Annotated in this window: 22 protein-coding genes; 14 read left to right on the top strand and 8 right to left on the bottom strand. The window is 49.2% G+C overall.

The window, feature by feature from the left end; all coding sequences use genetic code 11:
* Positions 1–114: 114 nt before the first annotated feature.
* The gene (locus JUB14_RS13280) at positions 115–1,725 is read right to left on the bottom strand and encodes an OstA-like protein (RefSeq protein ID WP_229367813.1); all 1,611 of its coding nucleotides are present in this window, start codon (positions 1,723–1,725) and stop codon (positions 115–117) included.
* Between the two features lie 153 nt (positions 1,726–1,878).
* Here JUB14_RS13280 and tilS point away from each other — a divergent pair, with 153 nt between their 5' ends.
* Together tilS and JUB14_RS13270 are read left to right on the top strand one after the other, a co-directional pair.
* Positions 1,879–3,216 carry a tRNA lysidine(34) synthetase TilS gene (gene tilS, locus JUB14_RS13275; RefSeq protein WP_207506706.1) on the top strand — a complete coding sequence of 446 codons (1,338 nt, stop codon included), beginning with the start codon at positions 1,879–1,881 and terminating at the stop codon, positions 3,214–3,216.
* A 211-nt stretch (positions 3,217–3,427) separates the two neighbouring features.
* Positions 3,428–5,692 (top strand): OmpA family protein, encoded by a 2,265-nt coding sequence (locus tag JUB14_RS13270; protein ID WP_207506704.1) that lies wholly within the window; start codon positions 3,428–3,430, stop codon positions 5,690–5,692.
* 89 nt (positions 5,693–5,781) lie between these two features.
* Here JUB14_RS13270 and JUB14_RS13265 read toward each other — a convergent pair whose 3' ends face one another.
* Positions 5,782–6,792, bottom strand: a complete 1,011-nt coding sequence (locus JUB14_RS13265; protein WP_207506702.1) for an SDR family oxidoreductase — start codon at positions 6,790–6,792, stop codon at positions 5,782–5,784.
* A gap of 77 nt (positions 6,793–6,869) precedes the next feature.
* Positions 6,870–7,334: a hypothetical protein gene (locus JUB14_RS13260; protein WP_207506700.1), complete on the bottom strand. Its 465-nt coding sequence runs from the start codon at positions 7,332–7,334 to the stop codon at positions 6,870–6,872.
* A 1,137-nt stretch (positions 7,335–8,471) separates the two neighbouring features.
* Here JUB14_RS13260 and JUB14_RS13255 point away from each other — a divergent pair.
* The 4 genes from JUB14_RS13255 (at position 8,472) to JUB14_RS13240 (ending at position 12,347) form a co-directional block, all read left to right on the top strand.
* Positions 8,472–10,208, top strand: coding sequence for a M14 family metallopeptidase (locus JUB14_RS13255; protein ID WP_207506698.1), 1,737 nt, complete (start codon positions 8,472–8,474; stop codon positions 10,206–10,208).
* Positions 10,209–10,271: 63 nt separating this feature from the next.
* On the top strand, positions 10,272–10,763 hold the full coding sequence (locus JUB14_RS13250) for a hypothetical protein (protein ID WP_207506697.1): 492 nt from the start codon (positions 10,272–10,274) through the stop codon (positions 10,761–10,763).
* A complete protein-coding gene (locus JUB14_RS13245) occupies positions 10,718–12,013 on the top strand; it encodes a DEAD/DEAH box helicase (RefSeq protein WP_310586138.1) in 1,296 nt (431 codons plus the stop codon). Before JUB14_RS13250 ends, JUB14_RS13245 begins: the two co-directional genes overlap by 46 nt.
* 28 nt (positions 12,014–12,041) lie before the next feature.
* The gene (locus JUB14_RS13240; RefSeq protein WP_207506696.1) at positions 12,042–12,347 is read left to right on the top strand and encodes a rhodanese-like domain-containing protein; all 306 of its coding nucleotides are present in this window, start codon (positions 12,042–12,044) and stop codon (positions 12,345–12,347) included.
* Positions 12,348–12,426: 79 nt separating this feature from the next.
* Here the strand turns inward: JUB14_RS13240 and dapF are convergent, their stop codons facing one another.
* Both dapF and rplS read right to left on the bottom strand, forming a co-directional pair.
* On the bottom strand, positions 12,427–13,209 hold the full coding sequence (gene dapF / locus JUB14_RS13235; RefSeq protein WP_207506695.1) for a diaminopimelate epimerase: 783 nt from the start codon (positions 13,207–13,209) through the stop codon (positions 12,427–12,429).
* 123 nt (positions 13,210–13,332) lie between these two features.
* Positions 13,333–13,695, bottom strand: a complete 363-nt coding sequence (gene rplS, locus JUB14_RS13230) for a 50S ribosomal protein L19 (RefSeq protein ID WP_207506694.1) — start codon at positions 13,693–13,695, stop codon at positions 13,333–13,335.
* A gap of 246 nt (positions 13,696–13,941) precedes the next feature.
* Here rplS and JUB14_RS13225 point away from each other — a divergent pair, with 246 nt between their 5' ends.
* Together JUB14_RS13225 and JUB14_RS13220 are read left to right on the top strand one after the other, a co-directional pair.
* Positions 13,942–15,423, top strand: coding sequence for an NAD(P)H-hydrate dehydratase (locus JUB14_RS13225; protein WP_207506693.1), 1,482 nt, complete (start codon positions 13,942–13,944; stop codon positions 15,421–15,423).
* Positions 15,424–15,570: 147 nt separating this feature from the next.
* The gene (locus JUB14_RS13220; protein ID WP_207506692.1) at positions 15,571–15,825 is read left to right on the top strand and encodes a hypothetical protein; all 255 of its coding nucleotides are present in this window, start codon (positions 15,571–15,573) and stop codon (positions 15,823–15,825) included.
* A gap of 17 nt (positions 15,826–15,842) precedes the next feature.
* Here the strand turns inward: JUB14_RS13220 and feoB are convergent, their stop codons facing one another.
* Positions 15,843–18,041: a ferrous iron transport protein B gene (gene feoB / locus JUB14_RS13215; RefSeq protein ID WP_207506690.1), complete on the bottom strand. Its 2,199-nt coding sequence runs from the start codon at positions 18,039–18,041 to the stop codon at positions 15,843–15,845.
* A gap of 37 nt (positions 18,042–18,078) precedes the next feature.
* On the bottom strand, positions 18,079–18,306 hold the full coding sequence (locus tag JUB14_RS13210) for a FeoA family protein (protein WP_207506688.1): 228 nt from the start codon (positions 18,304–18,306) through the stop codon (positions 18,079–18,081).
* Between the two features lie 268 nt (positions 18,307–18,574).
* Between JUB14_RS13210 and JUB14_RS13205 the strand changes: the two genes are divergently transcribed.
* The 6 genes from JUB14_RS13205 to JUB14_RS13180 all read left to right on the top strand — a co-directional run bounded on the left by JUB14_RS13205 (position 18,575) and on the right by JUB14_RS13180 (position 24,272).
* Positions 18,575–19,237 carry a heme exporter protein CcmB gene (locus JUB14_RS13205; protein ID WP_207506686.1) on the top strand — a complete coding sequence of 221 codons (663 nt, stop codon included), beginning with the start codon at positions 18,575–18,577 and terminating at the stop codon, positions 19,235–19,237.
* A 33-nt stretch (positions 19,238–19,270) separates the two neighbouring features.
* Positions 19,271–19,933: a cytochrome c biogenesis protein CcsA gene (gene ccsA, locus JUB14_RS13200; RefSeq protein WP_207506685.1), complete on the top strand. Its 663-nt coding sequence runs from the start codon at positions 19,271–19,273 to the stop codon at positions 19,931–19,933.
* Positions 19,934–19,969: 36 nt separating this feature from the next.
* Complete coding sequence (locus JUB14_RS13195) at positions 19,970–20,200, top strand: CcmD family protein (RefSeq protein ID WP_207506679.1); 231 nt, start codon at positions 19,970–19,972, stop codon at positions 20,198–20,200.
* Between the two features lie 59 nt (positions 20,201–20,259).
* Positions 20,260–20,694 carry a cytochrome c maturation protein CcmE domain-containing protein gene (locus JUB14_RS13190; RefSeq protein ID WP_207506677.1) on the top strand — a complete coding sequence of 145 codons (435 nt, stop codon included), beginning with the start codon at positions 20,260–20,262 and terminating at the stop codon, positions 20,692–20,694.
* Positions 20,691–23,291 (top strand): cytochrome c biogenesis protein CcsA, encoded by a 2,601-nt coding sequence (gene ccsA / locus JUB14_RS13185; RefSeq protein ID WP_207506675.1) that lies wholly within the window; start codon positions 20,691–20,693, stop codon positions 23,289–23,291. Before JUB14_RS13190 ends, ccsA (JUB14_RS13185) begins: the two co-directional genes overlap by 4 nt.
* A 201-nt stretch (positions 23,292–23,492) precedes the next feature.
* A complete protein-coding gene (locus JUB14_RS13180) occupies positions 23,493–24,272 on the top strand; it encodes a sugar phosphate isomerase/epimerase family protein (RefSeq protein ID WP_207506667.1) in 780 nt (259 codons plus the stop codon).
* Here JUB14_RS13180 and JUB14_RS13175 read toward each other — a convergent pair.
* Positions 24,269–24,658, bottom strand: coding sequence for a VOC family protein (locus JUB14_RS13175; RefSeq protein ID WP_207506665.1), 390 nt, complete (start codon positions 24,656–24,658; stop codon positions 24,269–24,271). The two genes, JUB14_RS13180 and JUB14_RS13175, sit on opposite strands and share 4 nt — an antisense overlap.
* Positions 24,659–24,675 lie beyond the last annotated feature (17 nt).

Genomic DNA, 24,675 nt, shown 5'->3' with positions numbered 1-24,675 from the left:
AACTTATTGTGTAACAGGGAGCAAATTTTTTGAAAATTTCGTAAAAGGTTATTTTTCAGCCCACTATTACCTGAAGGAACAAAAAGTATGCTAAAAGGTTTTTGAGTATTTATCTCAACGTTTTACTGTTCCAATAGCTCCTTTTGCCTTTTTTAACTCGCTCTTACTCACTGGTTCTGCGGCGGGTGGCACCTCAGCCCAAACTGTTTGTGCCCGGGTAGGTTTTTCATTAATCCGCCAGTTAAAACCATCCAGTGTCCTCTTGTCCGATTGTATTTTTTGGGGAGGAATCAGTTCTCCGTCCGGTCGGCCGACAAATGAGATCCGCTTGACCCGGTTATCCAGAAACTGTATATTCATCTTACCACATTCAACTCTGTTTAAGCCGATTAGCTTTTCATCTTCTCCTACGGCATAATAAACACTCTGCCCATTTCCATCTACTAATACCTGCCTCAATTTATTTTCAGAATTGAAATATGCCTGAATCGTCCTTCCCTTGACCTGGTTGTGCTGGTTAAGCAAAGTATCCTCCGAAATCACAAAAGAGTTGCTTTTCAGCAGCATCCGGTTGATCTTATTATTGACCAGATAAGCATTAATTGAGTCCGCTTCTAGCTGATAGTTGTCACTCCACAATATGGGGTTGCGGAAGAACAGGATTGTGGAATCAGCCGTATTGTATACCAGCGAATCACACTTCCCCTGAAAATCGGTCTTGAACATATAGATGTTCTTGTTCCCGATCAGCCTACGGGTACTGTCCAGCTTGTTTTCGTAGGAGTACAGCGTATCAGCCCTTATAAACAAGGTATCTTCCTGTACCACACTACGCACCAGCGCCCGACCGTATACTTTTGAGAACCCTTCCTTCCCTCGGTAAAATCCTTCTTCACCGGTTAGTAACGTCTTGTCGTTTTTGGCATAGATCTCAACATTCCCCTTAGCAAATCCCAGTTCCTTCGTATTGTCAAAGAAAAGAGAATCACCCGTCAACGTATAGGATTCATTATCTACCGACGTGCGGGTATTAAATATAGCTTCCCGGGTTTCGGTATTATAGCGTCCCTTATTAGCTACCAGCGTACCGTCTTTACTCTCTATACGCGTTTTACCCTGAAAGTGTGACCACTTCGTGATAGAATTATATAATAACGTATCCGTAGTGAGCGTATACTTGGGGTTAACCAGCTTTACATTACGGTAATACGTAAATTCCTTGGTCTGGGTATTATAGAACCCCTCCTCACTGGTCAGGATACTTTCCTTATCTACGGTACGACCCGGTACGGGATAACTGGCTATACCCACTGTCATATCGTACACCAGTTTGCGCGAGGTGAGGGTAATTTTCTTATCCTTCAGCATGGCCTTACGACCACTTACAATAGCCAGTCGGGAATCGCCGTAGTAGTACAGCGTATCACCGGTAACCGTGATGGTATCCCCCTGCACAATTTTTACATTACCATACGCTTCAATCAGGTTAGAGGCTACGTTGTGTACGGCCAGGTTACAGTATAGTACGGCTCCTTTATGACGAAAACGTACGTTATTTACGACCCGACGGATCTCTACGCCTCCTTCGTTTATAATAACCAGACTATCTGCTCCAGGAAGCAGCTCTACCCGCTCGGTAGGACCACTCACTCCTCTTGGAGGAACTCCCTGTGCCCATGTATACGACGAAGCAAGCAGCAAACCAAAGAACAATATCAGTTTCATCCCCCGTTTGACTATATGGAGTCCTGAAAGTTTAAAAAGGTTGCCTGAAAGGGGTATTTTTTTTGTTTGCTTCATGCGGTGGAGGTTTCTGCCTACCTTTGAATTATTGCTCATTGAACTCCCAAAATTACATCATTAACCTCAGCCCGGTTTATGCTGGATGCTTTTTTAACGTTTATTAACGCTCATAAGATTCCACTACCACAGGATAGGACCTTATTAACCGTAAGCGGAGGGATTGATTCGGTCGTTATGGTAGACCTTTTTATAAAAGCAGGACTTACAATAGGCATCGCACACTGTAACTTTGGACTGAGAGGAGAAGAATCCGATGCCGATGAGCAATTCGTTAAAAAACTGGCGGAACAGCACGGGGTACCCTTTCATTCAAAACAATTCGATACCCTGGCTTACGCCCGGCAGCAGGGCATATCAACACAGATGGCTGCCCGTGATCTTCGTTACGCCTGGTTTGAGGAGCTGCGTACAGACGGATCATACGATTATATTGCCACGGCGCACCACAGCAACGATGCCATCGAAACCGTACTGCTCAATCTGGTACGGGGTACCGGGCTGACCGGGCTCAAAGGCATTACCTTTCGAAACGGAGCCCTGATCCGTCCCCTCCTGTTCGCCTCCCGACAAGAAATAGAACAGTATGCCGCTGCCCAAAACCTGCCCTGGCGCGAGGACAGCTCCAATCAGAGCTCATACTATCGTCGGAATTTGCTGAGGCACCAGGTGGTACCGGTATTGAAGCAGATCAATCCTTCGCTAGAAGATACGTTTCAGCTCACCGCCGAGCGACTCCGGGCCGCCGAAGCACTACTGGCGGCTCACCTGAAAGAATGGCAACAACAGGTCATGTATACAGAAGGAGGCATTCAGAAGATAGCCATAGCCTCACTACAGCAGATTACGGAGCCGGTATTCAGGCTGGCCGAGCTGCTGCAGCCCTACGGATTTAGCTATCAGCAGGCTCAGCAGATCGTAGATTCGCTGGATGGACTCGCTGGGAAGTTGTTTCTGTCACCTACCCACACACTGGTCAAGGACCGGACCGAACTATTGCTGATGCCTACCCCACCCGCTGCAACGGAAGAGGTACTTATCGATAAGTTCAGTACCACGGTCCAATTTGGTCAAAGTACCTTTACCATTGAGCATGTGCCCCGTACGCCACAGTTTCAATTTTCTACCCACTCCCATACCGCCACCTTTGACACAGCCACGCTACGGTATCCCCTGCGGCTACGCTCCTGGCGTCAGGGCGACTGGTTTTGTCCGTTAGGAATGGGGGGTAAGAAGAAAAAAGTCAGTGACCTGCTGGTGAACCTGAAAATTCCCCGCACGCTGAAAGATACCATACCTGTACTGGTAGATAGTCAGGACCAGATCGTGTGGGTAGCAGGCCTGCGGGCTGACCATCGTTTCCAGATCACCGACGGTACCACCGACGTGACTATTATTACCTTCTTACAGGAGTAGTACCAACAGTGCCCACACCCCGAAATAACACTGGCTATTTCGTCCACCCATTTACTCATCTGAAAACTAATTTTCAAAGAGATGTTTTTCCTTTATTTTTGGCACAGTAAGGCTTAGCTCCTCAAAGCCTGAGCATTAAAAATAGGCACTATATTTGCTCCTTAGCCAACTCTAAGGATAATTTTATTACCCTCTCATCTATAAAACACACATGAAAGGTTTTTACCGACATACATTTCTACTGCTGGCGGCCCTGCTATTTTCATTTGGGGCAATGGCACAAAGTGCCCGTCTGCGATCTGCCAATAAACAGTTCGACGACATGAGCTACACCAGCGCTGTGAGATTGTATGAGGAGTTTTTGCGTATTGACAGAAGACGAGACCCTTCCGAAACGCGGGAAGCCCTAATCAAGCTGGGCTACAGCTACCGCCGCCTGCAGGACACCCGCAACGCTGAGCGTGCTTACAGTGAACTGGTCAATAGCTTTACGGATCTGCCGAGTGAAGTGTACCTCTACTATGCACAGTCACTGGCCTCCAACCGCAAGTACCGCGAATCGCAGAAAATGTACGCCAAGTACGGCGAGAAACAGAAAGAAGACCTGCGCGGTCGCCGCTTTACGGTTTCCTATATGGATATGAGTCGCTTCTATCAGGACTCTTCTTCCTACAAAATTGACTATGTACCTATCAACTCCCGCCAGGCTGATTTCAGTCCGATGTACTATCAGAAGGGACTTGTGTTTGTATCAGCCCGGAACGAAAGTGGACCGGTAAAGCGGGTATTTAGCTACAATCAAACGCCCTTTCTGGATCTGTACTTCCATCCCGACACTGCTGAACTAAGAGCTGTACCTGAATCAACTACTGCCGCTTCATTGGGAGGCTCTGCCATCAATAATACATCGGAAAGTACTACCAATAAGCCTCTCAGTAAGACGGAGGAATTCAGCCGTACGCTCAATACCAAGTATCACGAAGGCCCTATGACTTTCTTTAATGATCAGAAGCGGATGGTATTTACCCGTAACAACGATGACAGGGGCAAATCCGGGAAAAGCGACCAGGGAGTACGTAAGCTGATGCTCTATTATGCCGAACAGAATAGTAGTAGCAAGTGGGGCAATGTAAAAGAACTACCCTTCAATAATAAGGAATACTCATGCGGCCATCCGGCTCTCTCTCCCGATGATTCCAAGCTGTACTTTGTTTCGGATATGCCCGGAGGCTACGGAGGTACTGACCTGTACGTGGTTAGCTACACCGACGGACAGTGGGGTACACCGGTTAATCTGGGACGGGAGATCAACACCGAAGGCAACGAGATGTTTCCGTATATGGATGCTAATGGTATCCTGTACTTCTCGTCGGATGGTCACGAAGGCATCGGTGGTCTGGATGTTTTCATGGTGGAGCTGAAGGATGACATCCCCCTGAGCAATGTCCAGAACCTGGGCGCCCCCATCAACTCCCCCCAGGATGACTTTGGTTTTATTGCCGACGCCAACCGTACCTCAGGCTACCTGAGCTCCAACCGGAAACGCGGTGCCTCAGATGATAACATTTACAGCTTCCGCAGAATATGCAAGCAGCTCAATATCTACGTATATGATGCCAAGACCAAAGAGCCACTGGAAACAGCCGATGTACGCATGCTGAAAAACGGGGTCAATCAGGCACTCCAGCAAACCGGACTGGATGGTAGCATCCGCCTGTGCCTTGATGTAGCTACGGAGTATGAGTTCAGAGCTATCAAGGAAGGCTATGCGGCCAACAGCGTTCGTTTCTCATCGCAGACTCAGTCCTCGCAACCGACTATGGGACTTTCTATCTACCTGGAACGTAGTGAAAACACGATTGTGAAAGGGGTAGTCCGTAAGGAAGTAAACCAGCAGCCGGCCGAAGGAGTAAAAGTGACCTTGCGTAACGAAAAGAACAATGCGGAAAAAACCGTCACTACCGGTCCTGATGGAAGCTATGAGTTTGATATGGACCCTAACTCCAAGTATACCATCGTAGCGGAGAAGGATCGCTACGCTACCGATAAGAATCAGCTCAAGACGAAGAAGCGTGCCGGCGTAGTAGAAAACAACATAGGTATGTACGGAGAAGGAGATGTATTCAGGCTAGACAATATCTACTATGACCTTAACAAATTCAATATCCGATCTGACGCCGCCAAAGAGCTAAATCGGGTACTGGCTCTCATGAAAAAATACCCGGACCTGACCATTGAGATTCGCTCCCATACGGATAGCCGGGCTAATGCTGAATACAACCAGACGCTTTCTGAGCGTCGGGCCCGGGCGGCATTCGCTTACCTGCAACGGAAAGGCATTGACCCTAAACGTATGACAGCCCGCGGCTACGGTGAAAGTGAATTGCTGAACGACTGCGCCGATGGTAAGGAATGCACGGATGCGGATCACCAGCTCAACCGCCGAACTGAATTCAAGATCTTAACTGTAAAATAGTGAAGTAAAAGTGCCTGAATAAGAAAAAGCCTCTGTCGTATGACAGAGGCTTTTTTTATGGCCAGTGGTACCGGTCCCTTAGATTACTATCAAGACCACCGGCGTGTAGCCAGTACTCCGAACGTAAAGGCCAGCGAAGCGAGTGCCCCGTATACGACAGCCTTATGCGTAGCCGCCCATACCTGCGGACTGAAGTCCCAGGACTGCGCGTCAAAATTACCGTGGGCACCATAGTCACCCTCCAGTGGCTCGTACAGGTTATTTTTCCGGTTTGGATCTTTGGGCTCCTTGGTCTGCTGTCCTTCGTACCCTATTTTACCCAGGTACATATCCAGCAACCCCGGAATAAACTTGTTACCCAGTATGGCCTGTACGGTCGGGTATCCTACATACAGCTCACGCTGCGGATGCTTCGCAACGTGTACTATGGCCCGCGCGGCAACCTCGGGCTGATAGATGGTACCCATCGGGCGGGGCTTGTTGGGCAGGTGACTTTTTACAAATTCAAACTGGGTAGTATTCATGGCCGGTAGCTGTACCATACACAGTTCAACGTTGGTATTATCATGATACAGCTCCGATCGCAACGAATCAAAGAAACCCTGTATACCGTGCTTGGCCCCACAGTAAGCGGACTGTAACGGTATACCCCGATACGCCAGAGCCGAACCTACCAGTATGATGTTACCCGAGTTGCGCGGCAGCATTCTTTTCAGAGCTGCCTGGGTACCATATACCTGACCCAGGTAGGTTACTTCCGTAACACGTTTGAAATCTTTCAGATCAAGCTCTTTAAAAGGACCGAATACACTAATCATAGCATTATTGACCCAGATATCGATCGGCCCCAGTTCTTTTTCGATCTGCTCGGCGGCTGCTTCGACCTGTTCAGGATCGCCTACGTCGGTAGGTATAGCCAGTGCTCTTCCACCCATTTCTTCTACCTCCTTTTTAGCACCTTCCAGACCGTCCTTACCACGAGCCAGCAGTCCCACGTTAGCACCATGTTTGGCAAATTCACGAACAATAGCCCGTCCTAGCCCGGCCGAAGCCCCGGTTACTACTACTACTTTTCCTTTCAAATCGCTGTTGTCCTCCATTGTCAGTTTAGTTTTTATACTTGATGTGAGATATAGGTCTTATTGTGTTTTTTATATGGAATAATCCATTCAGGATATCAATCCTTTTCCATAATAGCATCATAGACGAGGCCGGTGGCAATAGCGTATACCGCATGGTGCATGGCATCGATAGCTATGGTCTTAGGCTCCTGCTCCTGTACGGGTGGGGCTACATCCAGGCTGGGCAACATTAGTAGCTCCGTCCCCCAGACAGAGGCAAAATGTACCGCTGTCGCCGGTAGACCTTTGAGTCCGGCCAGTGATATGAGTCCTCTGGGTACTCCCCAGCTTGTGCCGTACGTCCAATGGATTTCCTGAATTACTTTGGGCTTCTTGTCTTTATTCACAGGTTTTACATCCAGTACTTTGGATACCGCTTTCGTAGGCGAATCACTGCCTTTACGCTTCGTAATCTTCATTTCGATCATTTGTGAAATAGTAATAGCAGCCGTACCAGCCAGACCGGCCAGTATGCCTACACCGATAGCAGTACCAATTTCTTTGAGTGGATTGTTGGTCATAGTAGGTATATCGTTTGGTATGAGTGAAGCTGTCCGATGGCAATTAACCCGGACCCTTGTCATATCCACCAAAATATCCTGCCACTGCCATAGGATCATCTTCTACTTCAACTTGTTGATAGCCAACGTATATGTATTACAACCATAACAGCCCTATACCATACCACTACTCTGGTTGCAGAAATCTTACACCTACCCTGAAGCCCCTTAACAGGCAGGTACTTTCTGAGTGTATCCCGAAGACTGCTGCCTACTATCTGCCTTATCAGGATCGCCCTTAGCCATAGCCCTGATTCAGTTCATGATTTGGTTCATGCGGATATAAGTTGAATGTTGGGTACATTTAAGTACCAGGATGATCAGGCACGGGTTGCTCCACTGTTTCCAGTACACAACTACGGTGAGGAATCCATAGATACACAGCATCAGTATAGCACCATCCCTACCCATGCAATATCTTTGCGATCAGAATAGGCAAACTTGATCGTAACGGCATACAGTACTCCCGGGCACATGATAGCCTTACAACTTCTACCTCACCAATTAAACTTCGCGTGAGCACAAGCCATGAAGCTGGTCATCTCCTCGTGCCGTACCTGAATAAACTATATCTGGTCCTGGTCCCGGTTCAGTGCCTCATAAGACCGTTGATTTTGTAGCCTCGAAAACCGAAGAGTAGGGTTATCCCCCACCCATCCATTCTGCTAATTAGATATTAGCCAACCTGAGTTAGGTGTGTAAGTAGGTTGTAGGTATATGGTATAGTTGGAGCTGTTGTTAGACTTAATTGCTCCTCTTTTTGTCAATATTTAGCTTTTATAAAATCGATCAAGATGTAGCAGAAGGGCAAACATATTACCATCAGCCCAAATCCCTAATTGCACCAACGAAAGGATGAAGTTCTGTGTAACTTTCCCCCTTCTTCCTTGGCAGGGGTACGATTACCCACCACTGTGTATTTTCATCCACAAGTATTCTAATACCTGATTCTATATTAGTAATAAATGGTAAGAATTGCTGGGAAGCAAAGGCATCAAGCCTTCCATCTTATAAATCAGAGAGGAGGTGCCAACGCAGTAGCTTTTTGGATGGATTATCGAATTGGCGTACCTTGAACACTATTTGTTACCTATCAATATGTTCAAGTCAGTTCTCAGCCTCCTTTTTCTACTTATAGCAGCCTCGGCTTTTGGTCAATACGAAACCCGCTTTGAGAAGAGCCGGGGCACCCAGACTCCCACCTATGAGGAAGCTATGGCCTACTACCAGAGGTTAGCCAGGGACTTTCCCCAGATTCGTATCAGCCAAAAAGGCCTGACCGACAGCGGGAAGCCCCTTCACCTGATCCTGTACTCCCGAAGCCGTGTATTTGATATGGCTAAGCTGAAAGCGCAGGGGAAAGCAATTCTGCTCATCAATAATGCTATTCACCCGGGTGAATCAGATGGTGTCGATGCCTCCATGATGCTGCTTCGTGACGTAGCGCTGCATCCGGCACGCTTTCCGCAATTGGATAGTGTTGTACTCGCTATTATACCTTTCTATAATATTGGTGGCGCCCTCAACCGCAACAGCACTACCCGCGTTAATCAGGAGGGGCCTGACGAGTACGGCTTCCGGGGTAATGCCCGCAACTACGACCTCAACCGTGACTTCATCAAAGCCGACACCCGCAATGCCCGCAGCTTTGCGGCTATCTTTCACGAGCTGGACCCGGACCTGTTTGTAGACACGCACGTAAGCAACGGGGCAGACTATCAGTACGTGATGACGCTGGACTACACGCAGGAGGATAAACTGGGAGGGCAACTGGGGCAGTTCCAGCGCAATACCTTCCTCCCCTACCTGTACCGCCACATGAAAGAGGCTGGCTACGAGGCCACTCCCTACGTCAATGCCTGGGGACAAACTCCTGATAAGGGCTTCATACAATTCCCCGACTGGCCGCGCTACTCCACCGGCTACGCCGCCCTGTTCCATACCATCGGCGTCATGACCGAGACGCACATGCTCAAGCCTTACGACCAGCGGGTAAAAGCTACCTATGCGTACCTGGAAGGTACTACCAGGCTACTCAGCCAGTACCGTCGCCCCTTGCTCCGGATGCGCCGGGAAACGAAGGAAGCGGTGAAAGCTCAAGAAAGATTTGCCGTGACGTGGCAGGTCAACAAGGAGAAGCCTTCTATGATTGAATTCAAAGGCTACGAGCCGGAGTACTACCCCAGCCAGGTAAGTGGTCTGGAGCGCCTGCATTACGACCGCACCAAGCCCTTTACCAGGACCATTCCTTTCTACGATACCTATGAACCCGTAGATGTAGTGGATCGTCCTGCTGCTTACGTGATCCCCCAGGGCTGGCACCAGGTAGTAGATCTGTTGAAGCTGAACCGGGTACAGATGCAGGCACTGCCACGGGATACGGTGATGGACGTAGAGGCATACCACGTACAGGATGTAAAGACCGCTGCTCAGCCCTACGAAGGGCACTATTGGCACACCAGCGTTGACCTCCGCAAGGAAAAACAAAAAGTCGCTTTCCGGAAAGGCGACTGGTACGTGCCGGTCAATCAGTGGACGAACCGGTATATTATCGAAACCCTGGAGCCCAAGGGCGTTGATTCTTTCTTTAAGTGGAATTTCTTTGACACCATTCTCCAACAAAAGGAAGGTTTCTCCTCTTATGTATTCGAGGATCTGGCGGCGGAGCTGCTGAAAGAGTCACCGGAGCTACAGAAAGCCCTGGCAGAAAAGAAGAAGCAGGATGCTGACTTTGCCAAAAGTGCCGAAGCTCAACTTGATTTTATCTACGACCACTCCCCCCACCGCGAAAAGGAGTACCTTCGCTATCCGGTATTCAGGGTACCAGCCCGATAATGTGTACTTTCGATGATCAGATATGGATTGTCGGATAGCAAAATCCAAAAAAACTAATTGTATATGTCCCGATCTATCCTGCTCATCACAGTAGTACTTGCCGCCTGCCAGGCTGAACAAAAAGAGACTGCTCGGGAGTCAGGGGCCGACAGCTACTGTTTCCGCACAACCTTTCCGGCTGGTGCTCCGTCTGGACAACAGGATGTGACGGAGCTAAGGTGGGAAGTAGCCGAAGATGGGAGTATCAGTGGCATCTATAACAGGATACCCGCAGAAAAAGACAGTCGTACGGGTACCATCACCGGAAAATTGGAAGAAGAGCCTATTGATGGTCTGGTGGTACATGCTACCTACAAGTACCAGCAGGAAGGCACTCAATCGGAGGAAAAGATCAACATTGTAGTCCGGGAGAATCAGGCCATAGTACTGCCCGTAGGGGAATATGTGTGGGTAAATGGGGTTGCTTACCCCCGCGAAGCTGCCCTCAACGATACGCTCCGCCGGGTAGATTGCAGCGAAATAACAACCGCGGCCTCTACACGGCCGAACGAATAAATGCGCGTCAGCGTTACACCAAAGGCCTACGGGTCAAATTTTCATACTCCAAGGCTTTCTCGGACTTTAAGTACCTGAGCCGGTCTTACTACTTTTTATACATGACATTTCAGGATTTAAATCTCATTGAGCCTATCCGTAAGGCTCTGAACACCGAAGGCTACACACAACCAACTCCCATTCAGGCACAAGCCATTCCCCTACTGCTTCAAGGTAAAGACTTATTAGGCTGCGCTCAAACCGGTACCGGTAAAACAGCGGCCTTTGCTATACCCATCTTACAGTTACTGTACGAAAAGCAAAATAGCGACCGGGGAAAAGGCCGTAAGCAGATCAGAGCACTCATTCTGACCCCAACGCGCGAGCTGGCCATCCAGATTGGTGAAAGCTTTGCAGCTTATGGACGCCATACCGGCATCCGCCATACCGTTATTTTTGGGGGAGTAGGTCAAAAACCTCAAACCGATGCCCTGACCCAGGGTGTAGATGTACTGATAGCCACACCCGGCCGCTTATTGGACCTGATGAATCAGGGCTTTGTCCACCTGAAAGGGCTGGAGATGTTTGTATTGGACGAGGCGGACCGCATGCTTGACATGGGCTTTGTACATGATGTTAAGAAAGTGATAGCGGTACTTCCCTCTAAAAGGCAGTCGCTATTCTTCTCGGCTACCATGCCTCCGGCTATCACCAAGCTGGCAGACTCCATTCTGACCAAGCCTGCCAAGGTTGAGGTAACTCCGGTATCCTCCACCGCTGACACCATCAATCAGGCAGTATACTACGTCAATAAGTCGGATAAGAACGCCCTGCTTCTACACATACTCAAAGATAAATCTATTGAAACGGCGCTGGTATTTACCCGCACTAAACACGGTGCGGATAAAGTGGTTAAAGTCCTGAAAAAAGCAGGTATTTCAGCCGAAGCTATTCATGGTAATAAATCACAGAATGCCCGCCAGAACGCTCTTTCTAACTTTAAGAGCCGGAAGACGCGTATCCTGGTAGCTACTGATATAGCAGCCCGCGGTATTGATGTGGATGAACTGACGCACGTAATTAACTTTGAAATACCCAACATACCCGAAACCTACGTACACCGCATAGGTCGTACCGGTCGTGCCGGCGCCAGTGGTATAGCGTTTTCGTTCGTAGATGCAGAAGAAAAGCCGTACCTCAAGGACATTCAGAAACTGATCGGAAAGCAGTTGCCGGTGGTGAAAGATCACCCTTATGCAACTAAGGGGTAACTGCCAGGAATAACCAATACAGCCCATCATGCCACGCAAAAACTATGTAGATGTTTCGCGCGCAGAAATGGAGGAGCTTCGGGATCAGCCCCGTACGCTCATTGTGGATGTGCGCGAGCAGTGGGAATTTGAAGAATTCAACATCGGAGGAGTGAATATTCCCCTGGCATCTATCCGGGACAAACGCCCTGAGCTGGAGCCCTACGATACTATTATTGTTATCTGCACCAACGGGGCTCGTAGCAAGGTAGCGGCAATGGACTACTGCCGGGTACCCGAGTGGCCTGATAAGAAAGTATTACACCTGAAGGGGGGAATACTGGAAGCAGAATAGCAGCTATAAAAAAGCAATGGCGGATATACAACTGGCCCATCTAAGGCAAGTCGTGTATCCGCCACTTTTATATCGCACTCTATGAAAGGTCTACCGATCCATCAAATACCCGAACGGCCGGACCAATAAGATAGATATCGCAATACTGATCTGGGGCGGTCTGGCTGTAGGTCACCTGCAGGGTACCTCCCAGGGTTTCGATCGTAATCGGGCCTTCCCATCCATACTGTACATGGGCCGATAAGGCGCAGGCGGTTACCCCGGTTCCGCATGAATAGGTTTCGTCCTCAACGCCCCGCTCATAGGTACGTACCTTCAGGTAGTTTTCATTCAGTACTTCCACGAAGTTTACGTTGGTACCTCCCTTAGGGCCAAACTCATCACCGTACCTGATGGCACGACCAATGCCTACTACATCCGTCTCGTCGACACTATTCACGTATGTAACGTAGTGAGGAGAACCAGTATTCATAAAGTGGTAGTTGTCCTGGCGGTCTACACCACTCACGTTGCTCATCTTCAGGCTGATCAGCGTAGGGGTAGCGGTTGCTTTATGCGGACCATCCACCGCTATGAAAGTAGTCGTATCTTCAAATAGCCCCAGATCGTTGGCGAAGCGTACAGTACAGCGACCGCCGTTTCCGCACATACTTCCTTCGCGGCCATCGGCGTTGTAGTACACCATCCGAAAGTCGTAGCCGGGCTCCTGACGAAGCAGGATCAGGCCATCCGCTCCGATACCGAAGCGACGGTGACACAGGCGTGCAATTTCTTCCTGCGTAGCATGAAAGGTACGTTCACGATCATCAACCATGATGAAATCATTGCCGGTACCCTGGTACTTATAGAAATGGATTCTCATTTTAAGTTAAGGTATAGAGGCAGTCAATTCCGCCCCTGTTTCGATAAGATTAGCTGATATAAAACAAAGCCCTGACAGGAAAGAGTCCTGCAGGGCTTTATTTTTAGATGTAAAAGCAGTGACTTACTTAGTAGTCTTAAGTTCTTTGATACGAGCTGCTTTACCCTGACGACCACGTAGGAAGAACAGGCGTGCACGACGTACTTTACCACGACGCAGCAGTTCAATCTTAGCAATACTGGGGGATAGAATAGGGAAGATACGCTCTACACCAATTCCGTTAGAAACTTTACGTACTGTGAAGGTTTCGCCTACATCGTTCAGGTTGCGACGCTGGATTACAGTGCCCTGGAACTGCTGAACACGCTCCTTGTTACCTTCTCTAATTTTAACGTGTACGTTAATTGTGTCGCCCGCCTTAAATTCGGGATACTCCTGCTTACGATTCTCGATCGTAGCCTCTACGAGTTTAATCAGTTCGCTCATGACGAATTTTGTATAAATAGATTTGTTTGAAATAGGTCTGCTTCCAGCGGACGGGGTGACGCCCCTTCATTCAAAACAGCCTTCGCGAAAACGAGCGCAAATATACCTCTTCTTTTTAGCTTATAAAAGGTTTCGTCTTTTTTTATCACCTTTGGTTGAGTAGAAAATAAGCCACGGCTAACTGCCCCGCTGCTGGCAAGTACTTTTCAGACACTACTACCTATCTCTGACCAATCTATACTACCTATGAAAATCTTCACCGTACCACAGATCCGGGCTCTTGATGCCTACACCATCCAACACGAGCCCATTGCTTCCATAGACCTGATGGAGCGGGCCTCCCAGGCTTTTGTGGATTGGTTTTGTGATCAATTCGAAGCCCGGCAGCCCGTAGTAGTCTTCTGCGGCATGGGAAACAACGGGGGTGACGGACTAGCCATAGCCCGACTGCTGAGTGATCGGGCCTATGAAGTACAGGTATGGGTCGTAGAGCACTCAAAAGAGGGATCGGCAGACTTTCAATTGAATCTGGATCGCCTGCCAGACAGTATTGACTGCCGGTACATCAAAGAGCAGAGCGATATACCGACTCTGCCTGCTGGTACGCTGCTCATCGATGCCCTGCTGGGTTCAGGCCTTACCCGTCCCCTCAGCGGACTAGTAGCGGAGGTAGTCAGTGCAATAAACAACAGTCAATTAAAGATAATATCGGTAGATATTGCCAGCGGCCTCTACGCTGACCAGGCTAATCAAAAGAATGATGTCATCATTCAACCCGACTACACCGTTACCTTCCAGCTACCCAAACTGGCCTTCATGATGCCGCAGAACAGCTTGTACGTAGGCAAATGGGTTGCAGTCAATATTGGTCTGTCGAAGGAGTTTATCGAGAATGAACCTACCCCCTACTACTACACTGACCAGGATGCCGCTCAGCGGCTGATTAAGCCGAGGGGGAAGTTTTCGCACAAGGGTACGTATGGCCACGCCTTAGTAGTAGCCGGAAGCTTTGGAAAAATGGGCGCGGCCTTGCTGTGCGGGAGGGCCTGCCTCCGGTCAGGAGTGGGATTACTGACTATGCACATCCCCGGCTGCGGCTACACCATTATCCAGACGGCCGTTCCCGAGGCCATGGCTTCTGTCGATACTCACGAACAGCTTATCACTACCCTCCCCTCTCTTCAAACTTACGATGCGATTGGGATGGGGCCGGGCATCGGGAAGGACCCGCAAACGCTGCAAGCCCTCAGAGAGCTGATAACCCGCAGCAACATTCCCCTGGTACTGGATGCTGATGCCCTTAATCTGGTATCAGAGAATCCGGATCTGCTGGAACAGCTTCCCGAAGATACTATCCTTACCCCTCACCCCCGGGAGTTTCAGCGGCTGGCGGGCGAAAGCCAGGATGAGTACCAACGCCTGCAGACAGCCCGCGACTTTTGCGCCAGTCATAAGGTCATTATATGCCTGAAAGGTGCTCATACGGCGGTAGTGCTACCGGATGGGCAAGTCCACTTCAACTCAACCGGGAATGCAGGGATGGCTACCGGGGGTACCGGCGATGTACTGACCGGTATAGTTACCAGCCTGGTGGCTCAGGGATACGCTCCGGCTCAGGCCGCTCAACTAGGTGTATACCAGCATGGTGCAGCCGGCGACAGGGCAGCTCATACGCGGACAGAAGTGGGGATGATCGCGTCAGATATTGTGGAAATTTTGGGATGGTAGAAAAGGGCCAAGGAAATTAATTCCACATTTTGAGTAATGCGGCGAGACCTACTTGGGGCTATATGTAGATTTTTTTTAGGCGGTTACAACCATTCTTAAGCTTAAATGCTCTTTTAATCGTATCTTTAGTAGCATTTCATATAAATAATGGGAAAAACCCGGGCCAGCCTGTTCCCTTGTTTTCCCCAGCAGGCATATAAATTGTATAAAAATATTCGCACCGTTAAAACAGATAAAGAAATGAAAGTAGCTCACCGCTGGGAAGGAATTAACTCCTCAAGAAGAAACGCAAAATTTACGCTGGACCAGTCTACACTACTGGGCGGTTTGGCTTTTTTAATCTTCGTTTACATTATTTTTCGCTTTATATACCCACTGCTCACTAAAGGGGTTCTTTTTTAGCCTTTAGTGTTGAGTTATCAGCTCAACAGTTGGTATACAACGAAGGCCGATACATAGGCCAGGGTCATCATGTACGCTAGCTGTACAAGAGGCCACTTCCAACCATTTGTTTCACGTTGCACTACCGCTAACGTGCTCATACACATCATTGCGAACGCATAAAATATCAACAGGGAAAAGGATACCGCCGTACTGTACATAGGTGCGCCGGTATCCGGATTTCTCTCTTTCCGCAGCTTCTCTTTAATAGTCAGTACATCTTCTTCGGCATCTCTGCCAATACTGTATATAGTCGCCATAGTACCTACAAACACTTCGCGGGCTGCAAAGGAGGAAATAAGCGCAATTCCTATCTTCCAGTCGTAACCAAGGGGGCGTATAGCCGGCTCAATGAATTTGCCGAAATGACCAGCGTAGGAGTTCTCGAGCTGAGCCGAAGCAATGGCGGCATCTTTTTCCTGGGGTGATGCGGCCGCATGCTCCACGGCAGCACGCTCAGCGGCTCTCTCCATTTTGTCACCCGGACCGTACGAGGCCAGTACCCACAATACTATAGATATGGCAACAATGATCTTACCGGCTTCGAGTACAAAGGACTTTACGCTCTCAAACATCATAATACCTACGTGATTCCAGCGGGGAAGCTTGTAAGTAGGCATTTCGAGGATGAAGTAGCTGGTCTCGCGGCGGGGAATAAAGGTAGAGAACAACCAGGCCGATAGCAGCGCCCCCACCAGTCCTAATAGATAAAGTCCCAGCAGCACCAGTCCGGCCAGGTTCAGAAAGCCCAGCACGGTACGATCAGGCACTACCAGAGCAATGAGTATGGTGTAGATAGGCAGACGCGCTGAGCAGCTCATCAGGGGCGTCACCAGGATGGTAAGAAGGCGTTCGTAGCGGTTATTGATACTACGTGTAGACATGATAGCCGGCACGGCACAGGCCACCCCCGATATCAGTGGTACCACACTCTTCCCATTAAGGCCAAAGCGACGCATAAGACGGTCCATGATTACCATCACCCGCGCCATATACCCAGACTCCTCCAGCAAGGATACCAGGGCGAACAGGAAGGCTATCTGCGGAATAAAAATCACTACCCCACCGATACCAGCCAGCAGGCCGTCTGTAAGCAAGTCGTTAAGTACCCCTTCCGGCAGTACCTCCTTCGTCCATTCGATCAGTTGCGCCATACCCGCGTCCAGCCAGTTCATGGGGTACTCGGCCCAGGCAAATACTGCCTGAAAAATCACCAGCAGTACCAGCAGGAACATAGCGTAGCCCCAAATAGGGTGCAGCAACAGGCGGTCGAGGCGACGGGTCCATACCGGCTGTTCGGTTTTGCCTTCGGCCTTCACAACCTTGGCTACGATGGGCTTCAGGCGCTCATAGCGCGCGATGGTCTCATCGGCCAGAAACTCCGTCTCATCAAAGCGGTACTTCTCGATCAGGGTATCCAGTCGAGCCCGCCTGGGCTGATCCAGAAAGGTAAAGTTGTCGTGCTGACAAACGTACTGGAGCGCCAGGTAGTTGTTGGTCAGGTCGTAGGTCTGCTTCACCTCTTCGATCAGGTCAGGCACTGCCTCCGACGGATCAAAAAAGTAGCCCGATGGCTGTACAGAATCGCCGTTGAGCACCTGACGCAGGGCGACTTTAAGATTTTCCTTGCCTTCACCGGTACGGGCGTTGATCTTTACCACCGGCACTCCCAGTTGCATAGCCAGCTGGGTAGCACTGACCGTCAATTTCATGCTGCTGGCAATGTCCAGCATATTCAGAGCCAGGACGATAGGCAGCCCCAGATCCGCAAGTTCGGAGTGCAGCAGCAGGTTACGCTGCAGATTGGATGCATCAGCCACTACAATTACCGCATCCGGATAGTCAGGATGGGACGGATTGGCCAGGATATCCATTACGACCTGCTCGTCGTAAGACTTGGGATAAATACTGTATATACCCGGCAGGTCCACCAGAAGGGCTTCATTATTAGAAACAGAGATCGGAGCCTCCGTAGGAGTAGTTTCAACCACCACTGGCTCCGGTACGGCCACCTCAGCCGCAGCATGACTCAGACGGAACGTACCAAATTTCCGCTCAACCGTTACTCCCGGAAAGTTTCCGGTTTTCTGACGAAGACCAGTCAGCTGGTTAAACAGGGATGACTTCCCACAGTTGGGGTTCCCTACCAGCGCCACTATATATCTATTTGATTTCAAAGGAATTCAGGTTCACCGTATGGTATTCAACAAGTGGCTATTCTACAATGATTGTAGCTGCTTCGTTGAGCCGTAAGGATAATGAATAAAAGCCCCCAATGCTAACACAGATGGGGTCACCAAAAGGAGCTACCGCATCGAGTCGTATTTCACTACCCGGCAGGCATCCCATTTCAAGAAGTTTGAGAGACATCGGGCGATCTGTAAACGACTTGATGATGGCTCTTTCACCTTTTTTCAAGTCAGCCACACTTCGTTTAGACATAGCAGCCGCTTAGCTTATTTAGAATTAATATAATTAATGCAAAGTAACTACTCAAAGATGATATTATCAAATGTAGTACGGGGAATTACGTACTACCTGATAAAAGTCTGCTAAAAACATGGCAGACGTCTTACCACCCTACGATTTTATAGTGTACTTTTGTGGCAAAAACAGGTAATAGCACCTATTGATAAAGTCATAGAAGCTATTGAACAACCGGAAAGAAACCTTCGATCCCGTATACCTGTCAGCTAATTATTTTAAAGTCTTGAACGAAGTTAAGACCCTCATCTGGAAAGAAATAACCCTCGAGTGGCGGCAGCGCTACGCGCTTAACGGGATGTTACTTTACGTGGTAAGTACGGTCTTCGTGTGTTATCTTAGCTTCAACCTCCAGCGCAACCTCCTGACACCCATTGTCTGGAATACCCTCTTCTGGATTATCCTACTTTTTACGGCTGTCAACGCCATAGCCAAGAGCTTTGCCCAGGAGCGGTACGGCCGGTTGCTCTACTACTATACCCTGAGTAGCCCGCAGGCCATTATTATCTCCAAGATCATCTACAACTGCCTGCTGATGCTGGCCCTCTCGATTACCGGTTTTGGATTCTATGTGTTAGTGATGGGTAATCCGGTGGGTAGCCTATCGATGTACCTGACCAGTATTATACTTGGAAGCGTGGGCTTTGCTTCTACGCTTACGCTGGTGGCAGCCATTGCCTCCAAGGCCGAAAACAACGGCGCCCTTATGGCGATCCTGAGCTTTCCGCTCATCATCCCCATGCTACTGATGGTCATAAAACTTGCCAAGAACGCCTTAGATAACCTGGATATGAGCGCCAATCAGGATGAGATACTGGTACTACTGGCTATTGATGCCATCGTAGTAGCTCTTTCTTTGGTATTATTTCCTTATTTATGGCGATCTTAGGATAAATTTGTTACAATTTTTTGTTAGTAAAATATGAAAAAGAACTGGTGGAAAATATTGACGGTGGTCCTGCTCATCTACGTGCTCGTGATGGGGCTGGTAGGACGGGTACCCCGGCAGCCAATCCTGAACGAAACTGTACGTAACCTGTACTTCCACGTGACTATGTGGTTCGGGATGGTAATCTTCCTTTTTACATCACTGGTGTACGCCATTAAGTACCTCCGCAGCAGCAATATCACCGACGATGATAAATCGGCCGAGTTCGCCAAGACCGGTATCCTGTTCGGCCTGATTGGCTACGTAACGGGTGCCCTATGGGGAAGTGCCACCTGGGGTGATCCGCTGCCCAAGGATCCTAAGATCATCAGCGCAGCCATTGCCATGCTGGCGTACTTTGCGTACCTGGTACTACGTGGGGCTTTCGAAGACGAACAAAAAAGAGCCAGAATATCAAGTACTTATAATATATTTGCATTTGTAATCTTTAATGTACTGATCTGGATCCTTCCGCGGCTCACCGACTCGCTGCATCCCGGCAATGGCGGTAACCCCGGATTTAAGATCTATGACTCAGACAACGTCATGAAGCCGGTGTTTTATCCGGCCATTGCCGGTTGGACGCTCCTGGGTGTATGGATAACAACCCTGCGTGTTCGGATGAAGAATCTTGACCGTAAAGTATCAGAATATTAATAACAACCTTCCTCCATTTAGTACCTTATTTTTGAGATGATACCCCTAAAAAGAATAGTTGCAACAGTAGTTCTGTTTCTGACAGCAAGTATAAACCTCCTGGCCCAACAAGCTGCCTCTCAGGAAATTGAAATGGCGGATAGGCTTCGTGAAGATGGTAAAATATGGGTAGTGGTAGGTGTTATAGTATTGATATTTGTCGGAATAGTACTTTACCTGGTCCGGCTGGACAGTAAAATCAGTAAATTAGAAAAGAAAATCCATTGAGGAACGTTTCTCCTCCGAAGGTTGTGTATAATCATATTAATTTATAGTAGTACCTGACTATGAAAAAGACCCATATTTTCGCCCTCATTATTATCGCCATTGCCGCCGGCATTATCCTTTCTACCGCTGGTGACGCCAGTACCTATGTTGACTTCACGCAGGCCGAAGAGCTGGCTCTTAACGGAGACAACGGGAGTATTCACGTTGTAGGTAAGCTCAAGAAGGACTCCCACGGACAGATTATGGGTATGCAGTACCAACCTGAGGTTGACCCCAACTATTTTGCCTTTACGCTGCAGGATAATAATAACCGGGAGCAAACAGTAATTTACCAAAGCCCCAAACCCCAGGACTTTGACAAATCAGAGCAGGTGGTAGTGATCGGACGGATGGAGAAAGACCATTTTGCTGCCGAGAAGATCCTGCTGAAGTGTCCGTCCAAGTACGAAAACGGAAAGCTCGAAACTACTGAATTCAAGGCTGCTAAGTTATGATCCATACCGCTGTGGGCCAATTTGGCCACTTCTTTGTAATTTTATCCTTTGTATCGGCCCTAGTAGCTACATTTGCCTACTTCAGAGCCGGTCTTACCACAACTGCTCCCGATGAGCTGAGCGCCTGGCGGCGCTTTGCGCGTGTAACGTTCTATGTACACGCTGCCGCGGTACTGGGTGTGGTCTTTTGTCTTTACTGGATTATTGGTAACAACTACTTTGAGTACCACTACGCCTGGGATAACTCTTCCATCTCATTGCCTACTGAGTTTGTCATATCCAGTTTCTGGCAGGATCAGGAAGGTAGCTTCCTGTTGTGGATATTCTGGAACGTAGTACTGGGACTGGTTCTGATCGTTACCAATCGCTCGTGGGAGGCACCGGTCATGACTGTGTTTGCCCTGGTACAGGCTTTCCTGGCTTCTATGATCCTGGGGGTAGTTATTCCCGGTCTGGACCTCAAAATCGGCTCTACGCCTTTCCTGTTGCTGCGCGAGTCGATGCCTAACCTGCCGGTATGGAAGATGAACCCTGACTTCATCCCCGAAGACGGTAACGGCCTGAACCCCCTACTCCAGAACTACTGGATGGTGATTCACCCGCCTACCCTGTTCCTGGGTTTTGCGTCTACGCTTATACCATTCTCATTTGCTATTGCCGGTTTATGGCTTCGCAAGACCAGCGACTGGATTCGTCCGGCTCTGCCCTGGGCCCTATTCTCGGCGTTGGTACTGGGTGTAGGTATTCTGATGGGAGCTTACTGGGCTTACGAGACGCTGAACTTCGGTGGCTACTGGAACTGGGACCCTGTTGAGAACACCTCTTTTGTACCCTGGTTGGTACTGATAGCAGCCATTCACACTATGATCATTGGTCGTAAGAATGCCACTGCTCTAAAGACTTCCTTCATCCTGGCTATTGCTACCTTCATCCTGGTATTGTATTCTACCTTCATGACGCGTAGTGGTATCCTGGGCAATGCCTCGGTTCACTCCTTTACGGATCTGGGGCTGTCGGGACAACTATTGCTATATCTGCTGACATTCACCATAGCCGCGATTGGTCTGCTGATCTACCGCTGGAAAATGCTTCCCTCTGACGAGGAAGAGGTATCTTCTTACTCACAGGAGTTCTGGATCTTTATTGGTGCTACCGTACTGTGTCTGTCGAGCTTCCAGATTCTGGCGACTACCTCTATTCCGGTCTATAACAGTATAGCCGAAGCCTTTGGCGTGGTACTGAACCTGGCGCTTCCTGCCGATCAGATCGCCCACTACAACAAGTTCCAGCTCTGGTTCTTTGCCCTGATCATTATCCTGACGGGTGTAGGACAGTACTTCTGGTGGAAGCGTGCTGGTAAGGATAAGCTACAGGTACTTTACATTCCCCTGATGATCACCCTGATCATTAGTGCTGCGGCTATCACCATAGGTAAGATCAACAACATCTCCTACATCGTACTACTGACTGCCTCTATATTCGCCGTTATAGCCAATGGTAGTATCCTGTTCGATATCATTCGGGGTAACTACCGCATCTCGGGAGGAGCCGTAACGCACATAGGTGTAGCCCTGATGCTGATTGGTATCCTGTTCTCATCGGGTTATTCAAAGGTAATCTCTATCAATAACTCGGGATTGATGATCTCGCGTTCGGATGAGTTTACGGCCAATGACAATAAGGAAAACAAGGAAAATATCACACTCTGGCGTAACCGTCCTGAACGGATGGATGACTACCTCCTCACCTGGCGTGATGTCAGAATAGAGGCACGGGAAGTACCAGGCTATATTCCTAAGGACTGGGTAGATATTATCGAAAACGACTTCCGGGCGGTAGCCATGAAAGATATCGTCGTTGATGAGAAGCGCTACTACGAGAAAGGCGACACGCTTGAGATCTATCCCGAGAACTACTACTACGAGATTGAGTACCGTGAGCCATCGGGTAAGGTATTTACGCTGTTCCCACGGGTGCAGATCAACCCCCAGATGGGAGGTATTATATCATCACCTGACATTCAGAGCAAGTACAACAAGGATCTGTATACCTACGTAGCCATGGTAACCAATCCGACGGCTGAGCCTCAGTGGAGCCCAACGGAGGAGTTTACGGTAGCCATGAAGGATACTTTCTTCGTAAATGACTACGTAGCGATCCTGGATAACGTAGTACGTACCGACGAAGTAGAGGGTGTAGCTCTCGGACCTAACGATGCCGCCGTAAAGGCCATTATCCGGGTACTGGACAAAGAGCAGGAGTTTATCATCACTCCGTCGTTCATTATCCGTGACCGGGCCATTGGCCGCAAACCGGAAGTAAGCGAAGAGTTGGGACTCCGAATTCAGTTCAACGAGATCAACCCGCAGACCGGTAAGTTTACATTTGCAGTCAATACTACCCAGCGTGAATTTATTGTGATGAAGGCACTCGAAAAGCCATTTATCAACGTACTCTGGTTAGGTACTTTCGTACTGGTTATAGGGTTTGTTTTAGCTACCATCCGACGTTTCCGTGACTTTGTGAAGATGCGGGATAAGGAAAATCAAAAAACAGCCGCTCCTAAAACACCTAAGCTGAAGCCTCAGCGGGTGTAGTAGATTTGAGTGATTCTGGTAAGAGCTATCAGCACTTACCAGAGAAAATACAAGCCGAAGTACCCGCGGGTACTTCGGCTTTTTTATTAGTGCGTTGAGTACATCTTCTCAGGCAGTCACTTTTTGTAAATGTTTACATACACGTCAGCCTACTACTACATCCTTTAAATGAAAGTACTCTTCTACTGCCCTTACTGGGGTATGGAACACCTAAACTATGCTGAAGCCGCCCAGCGGGTAAAAGCCGCCGGCTACGACGGTATGGAGATAGCCGTATGGGATAATAAGTACGACGAAGCCGCCCAGGCCGTTAAAGAAAGGGGTCTGGACCTGATCCTGATGGCATTTTCGATGGGTGACACCTTCGAGGAAATGCAGCAGAACTACCGCGCCTGGCTCGAGAAGGTAACTTCATACCATCCTCGCTTCATCAACTCCCACACCGGCAAGGACTGGTACAGCTTTGAGCAAAACTGCGAGATGATCCGGGTAGCGATGGAGGTACAGGAACAGACAGGCGTACCAGTCCTGCACGAGACCCATCGCGGCCGGCTTACGTACAGCGCGCCCACGATACTGCCTTATCTTGACGCCTTCCCTCAGCTACGCCTGACCGCTGATTTTTCTCATTGGGTCAATGTAGCCGAATCCTACCTGGCGGATCAGGAGGATACTATTCAGCGGGCCATACAACATACCAGTCATATCCACAGCCGGATAGGCCACCCACAGGGGCCGCAGGTAAATGATCCCAGGGCACCGGAATGGCAGGAAGCCCTGAACGTACACCTGGCCTGGTGGGACGCTATTGTCGAAATGCACCGGCAAAAAGGTACCGACACGTTGACCATTACCTGCGAGTTTGGACCGGCGCCGGGGTACCTCCCTACCCTGCCTTACACCAATCTGCCCGTGGCCAGTCAGTGGGACATCAACCTGTACATGAAAGAGCTGCTAAGCGAGAGGTACAATGAGGGTTAAGCCGTAATTTCGATGCGATTACCGTCAGGGTCCAGCACTACACTTTCGTAGTAGCCGTCCCCGGTTGTGCGGGGTTCGCCTACTACCCGGTACCCGTCGGCTCGTAGCTGCTCGGTCAGGCTATCTACCGCTTCCTTAGTACCTGTCTGCATGGCCAGATGGGTAAGTCCGGTATATTCGCCGCCTGATTCGCCAGCATACTCGGGTATACTTTGCTTTTGCATTATCTCGAGGCGGGCACCATCTGCAAAGCTCAGGAAATAGGATTCAAAACCTTTTGCCGGATTTATGTATTTTTCGTTGGAGGTGGCTTCGAAGTACTTCATATAAAAGTCCCGAAGTACCTCCAGTTGGCGCGTGTAGAGAGCAATGTGTTCCAGTCGCATAGTAGTGAAATAGTGGC

This window comes from Telluribacter humicola (assembly GCF_017355935.1).
Lineage (GTDB): Bacteria > Bacteroidota > Bacteroidia > Cytophagales > Spirosomataceae > Telluribacter > Telluribacter humicola.
The sequence above is the reverse complement of the archived record's forward strand: the minus strand, read 5'-3'. Positions and strand labels throughout refer to the sequence as shown.

Coding starts and splice junctions, on each gene's coding strand:
- JUB14_RS13280 (WP_229367813.1), bottom strand. CDS start 1,725: ATGAAACTGATATTGTTCTTTGGTTTGCTGCTTGCTTCGTCGTATACA.
- tilS (WP_207506706.1), top strand. CDS start 1,879: ATGCTGGATGCTTTTTTAACGTTTATTAACGCTCATAAGATTCCACTA.
- JUB14_RS13270 (WP_207506704.1), top strand. CDS start 3,428: ATGAAAGGTTTTTACCGACATACATTTCTACTGCTGGCGGCCCTGCTA.
- JUB14_RS13265 (WP_207506702.1), bottom strand. CDS start 6,792: ATGGAGGACAACAGCGATTTGAAAGGAAAAGTAGTAGTAGTAACCGGG.
- JUB14_RS13260 (WP_207506700.1), bottom strand. CDS start 7,334: ATGACCAACAATCCACTCAAAGAAATTGGTACTGCTATCGGTGTAGGC.
- JUB14_RS13255 (WP_207506698.1), top strand. CDS start 8,472: ATGTTCAAGTCAGTTCTCAGCCTCCTTTTTCTACTTATAGCAGCCTCG.
- JUB14_RS13250 (WP_207506697.1), top strand. CDS start 10,272: ATGTCCCGATCTATCCTGCTCATCACAGTAGTACTTGCCGCCTGCCAG.
- JUB14_RS13240 (WP_207506696.1), top strand. CDS start 12,042: ATGCCACGCAAAAACTATGTAGATGTTTCGCGCGCAGAAATGGAGGAG.
- dapF (WP_207506695.1), bottom strand. CDS start 13,209: ATGAGAATCCATTTCTATAAGTACCAGGGTACCGGCAATGATTTCATC.
- rplS (WP_207506694.1), bottom strand. CDS start 13,695: ATGAGCGAACTGATTAAACTCGTAGAGGCTACGATCGAGAATCGTAAG.
- JUB14_RS13225 (WP_207506693.1), top strand. CDS start 13,942: ATGAAAATCTTCACCGTACCACAGATCCGGGCTCTTGATGCCTACACC.
- JUB14_RS13220 (WP_207506692.1), top strand. CDS start 15,571: ATGGGAAAAACCCGGGCCAGCCTGTTCCCTTGTTTTCCCCAGCAGGCA.
- JUB14_RS13210 (WP_207506688.1), bottom strand. CDS start 18,306: ATGTCTAAACGAAGTGTGGCTGACTTGAAAAAAGGTGAAAGAGCCATC.
- ccsA (WP_207506685.1), top strand. CDS start 19,271: ATGAAAAAGAACTGGTGGAAAATATTGACGGTGGTCCTGCTCATCTAC.
- JUB14_RS13195 (WP_207506679.1), top strand. CDS start 19,970: ATGATACCCCTAAAAAGAATAGTTGCAACAGTAGTTCTGTTTCTGACA.
- JUB14_RS13190 (WP_207506677.1), top strand. CDS start 20,260: ATGAAAAAGACCCATATTTTCGCCCTCATTATTATCGCCATTGCCGCC.
- ccsA (WP_207506675.1), top strand. CDS start 20,691: ATGATCCATACCGCTGTGGGCCAATTTGGCCACTTCTTTGTAATTTTA.
- JUB14_RS13180 (WP_207506667.1), top strand. CDS start 23,493: ATGGAACACCTAAACTATGCTGAAGCCGCCCAGCGGGTAAAAGCCGCC.
- JUB14_RS13175 (WP_207506665.1), bottom strand. CDS start 24,658: ATGCGACTGGAACACATTGCTCTCTACACGCGCCAACTGGAGGTACTT.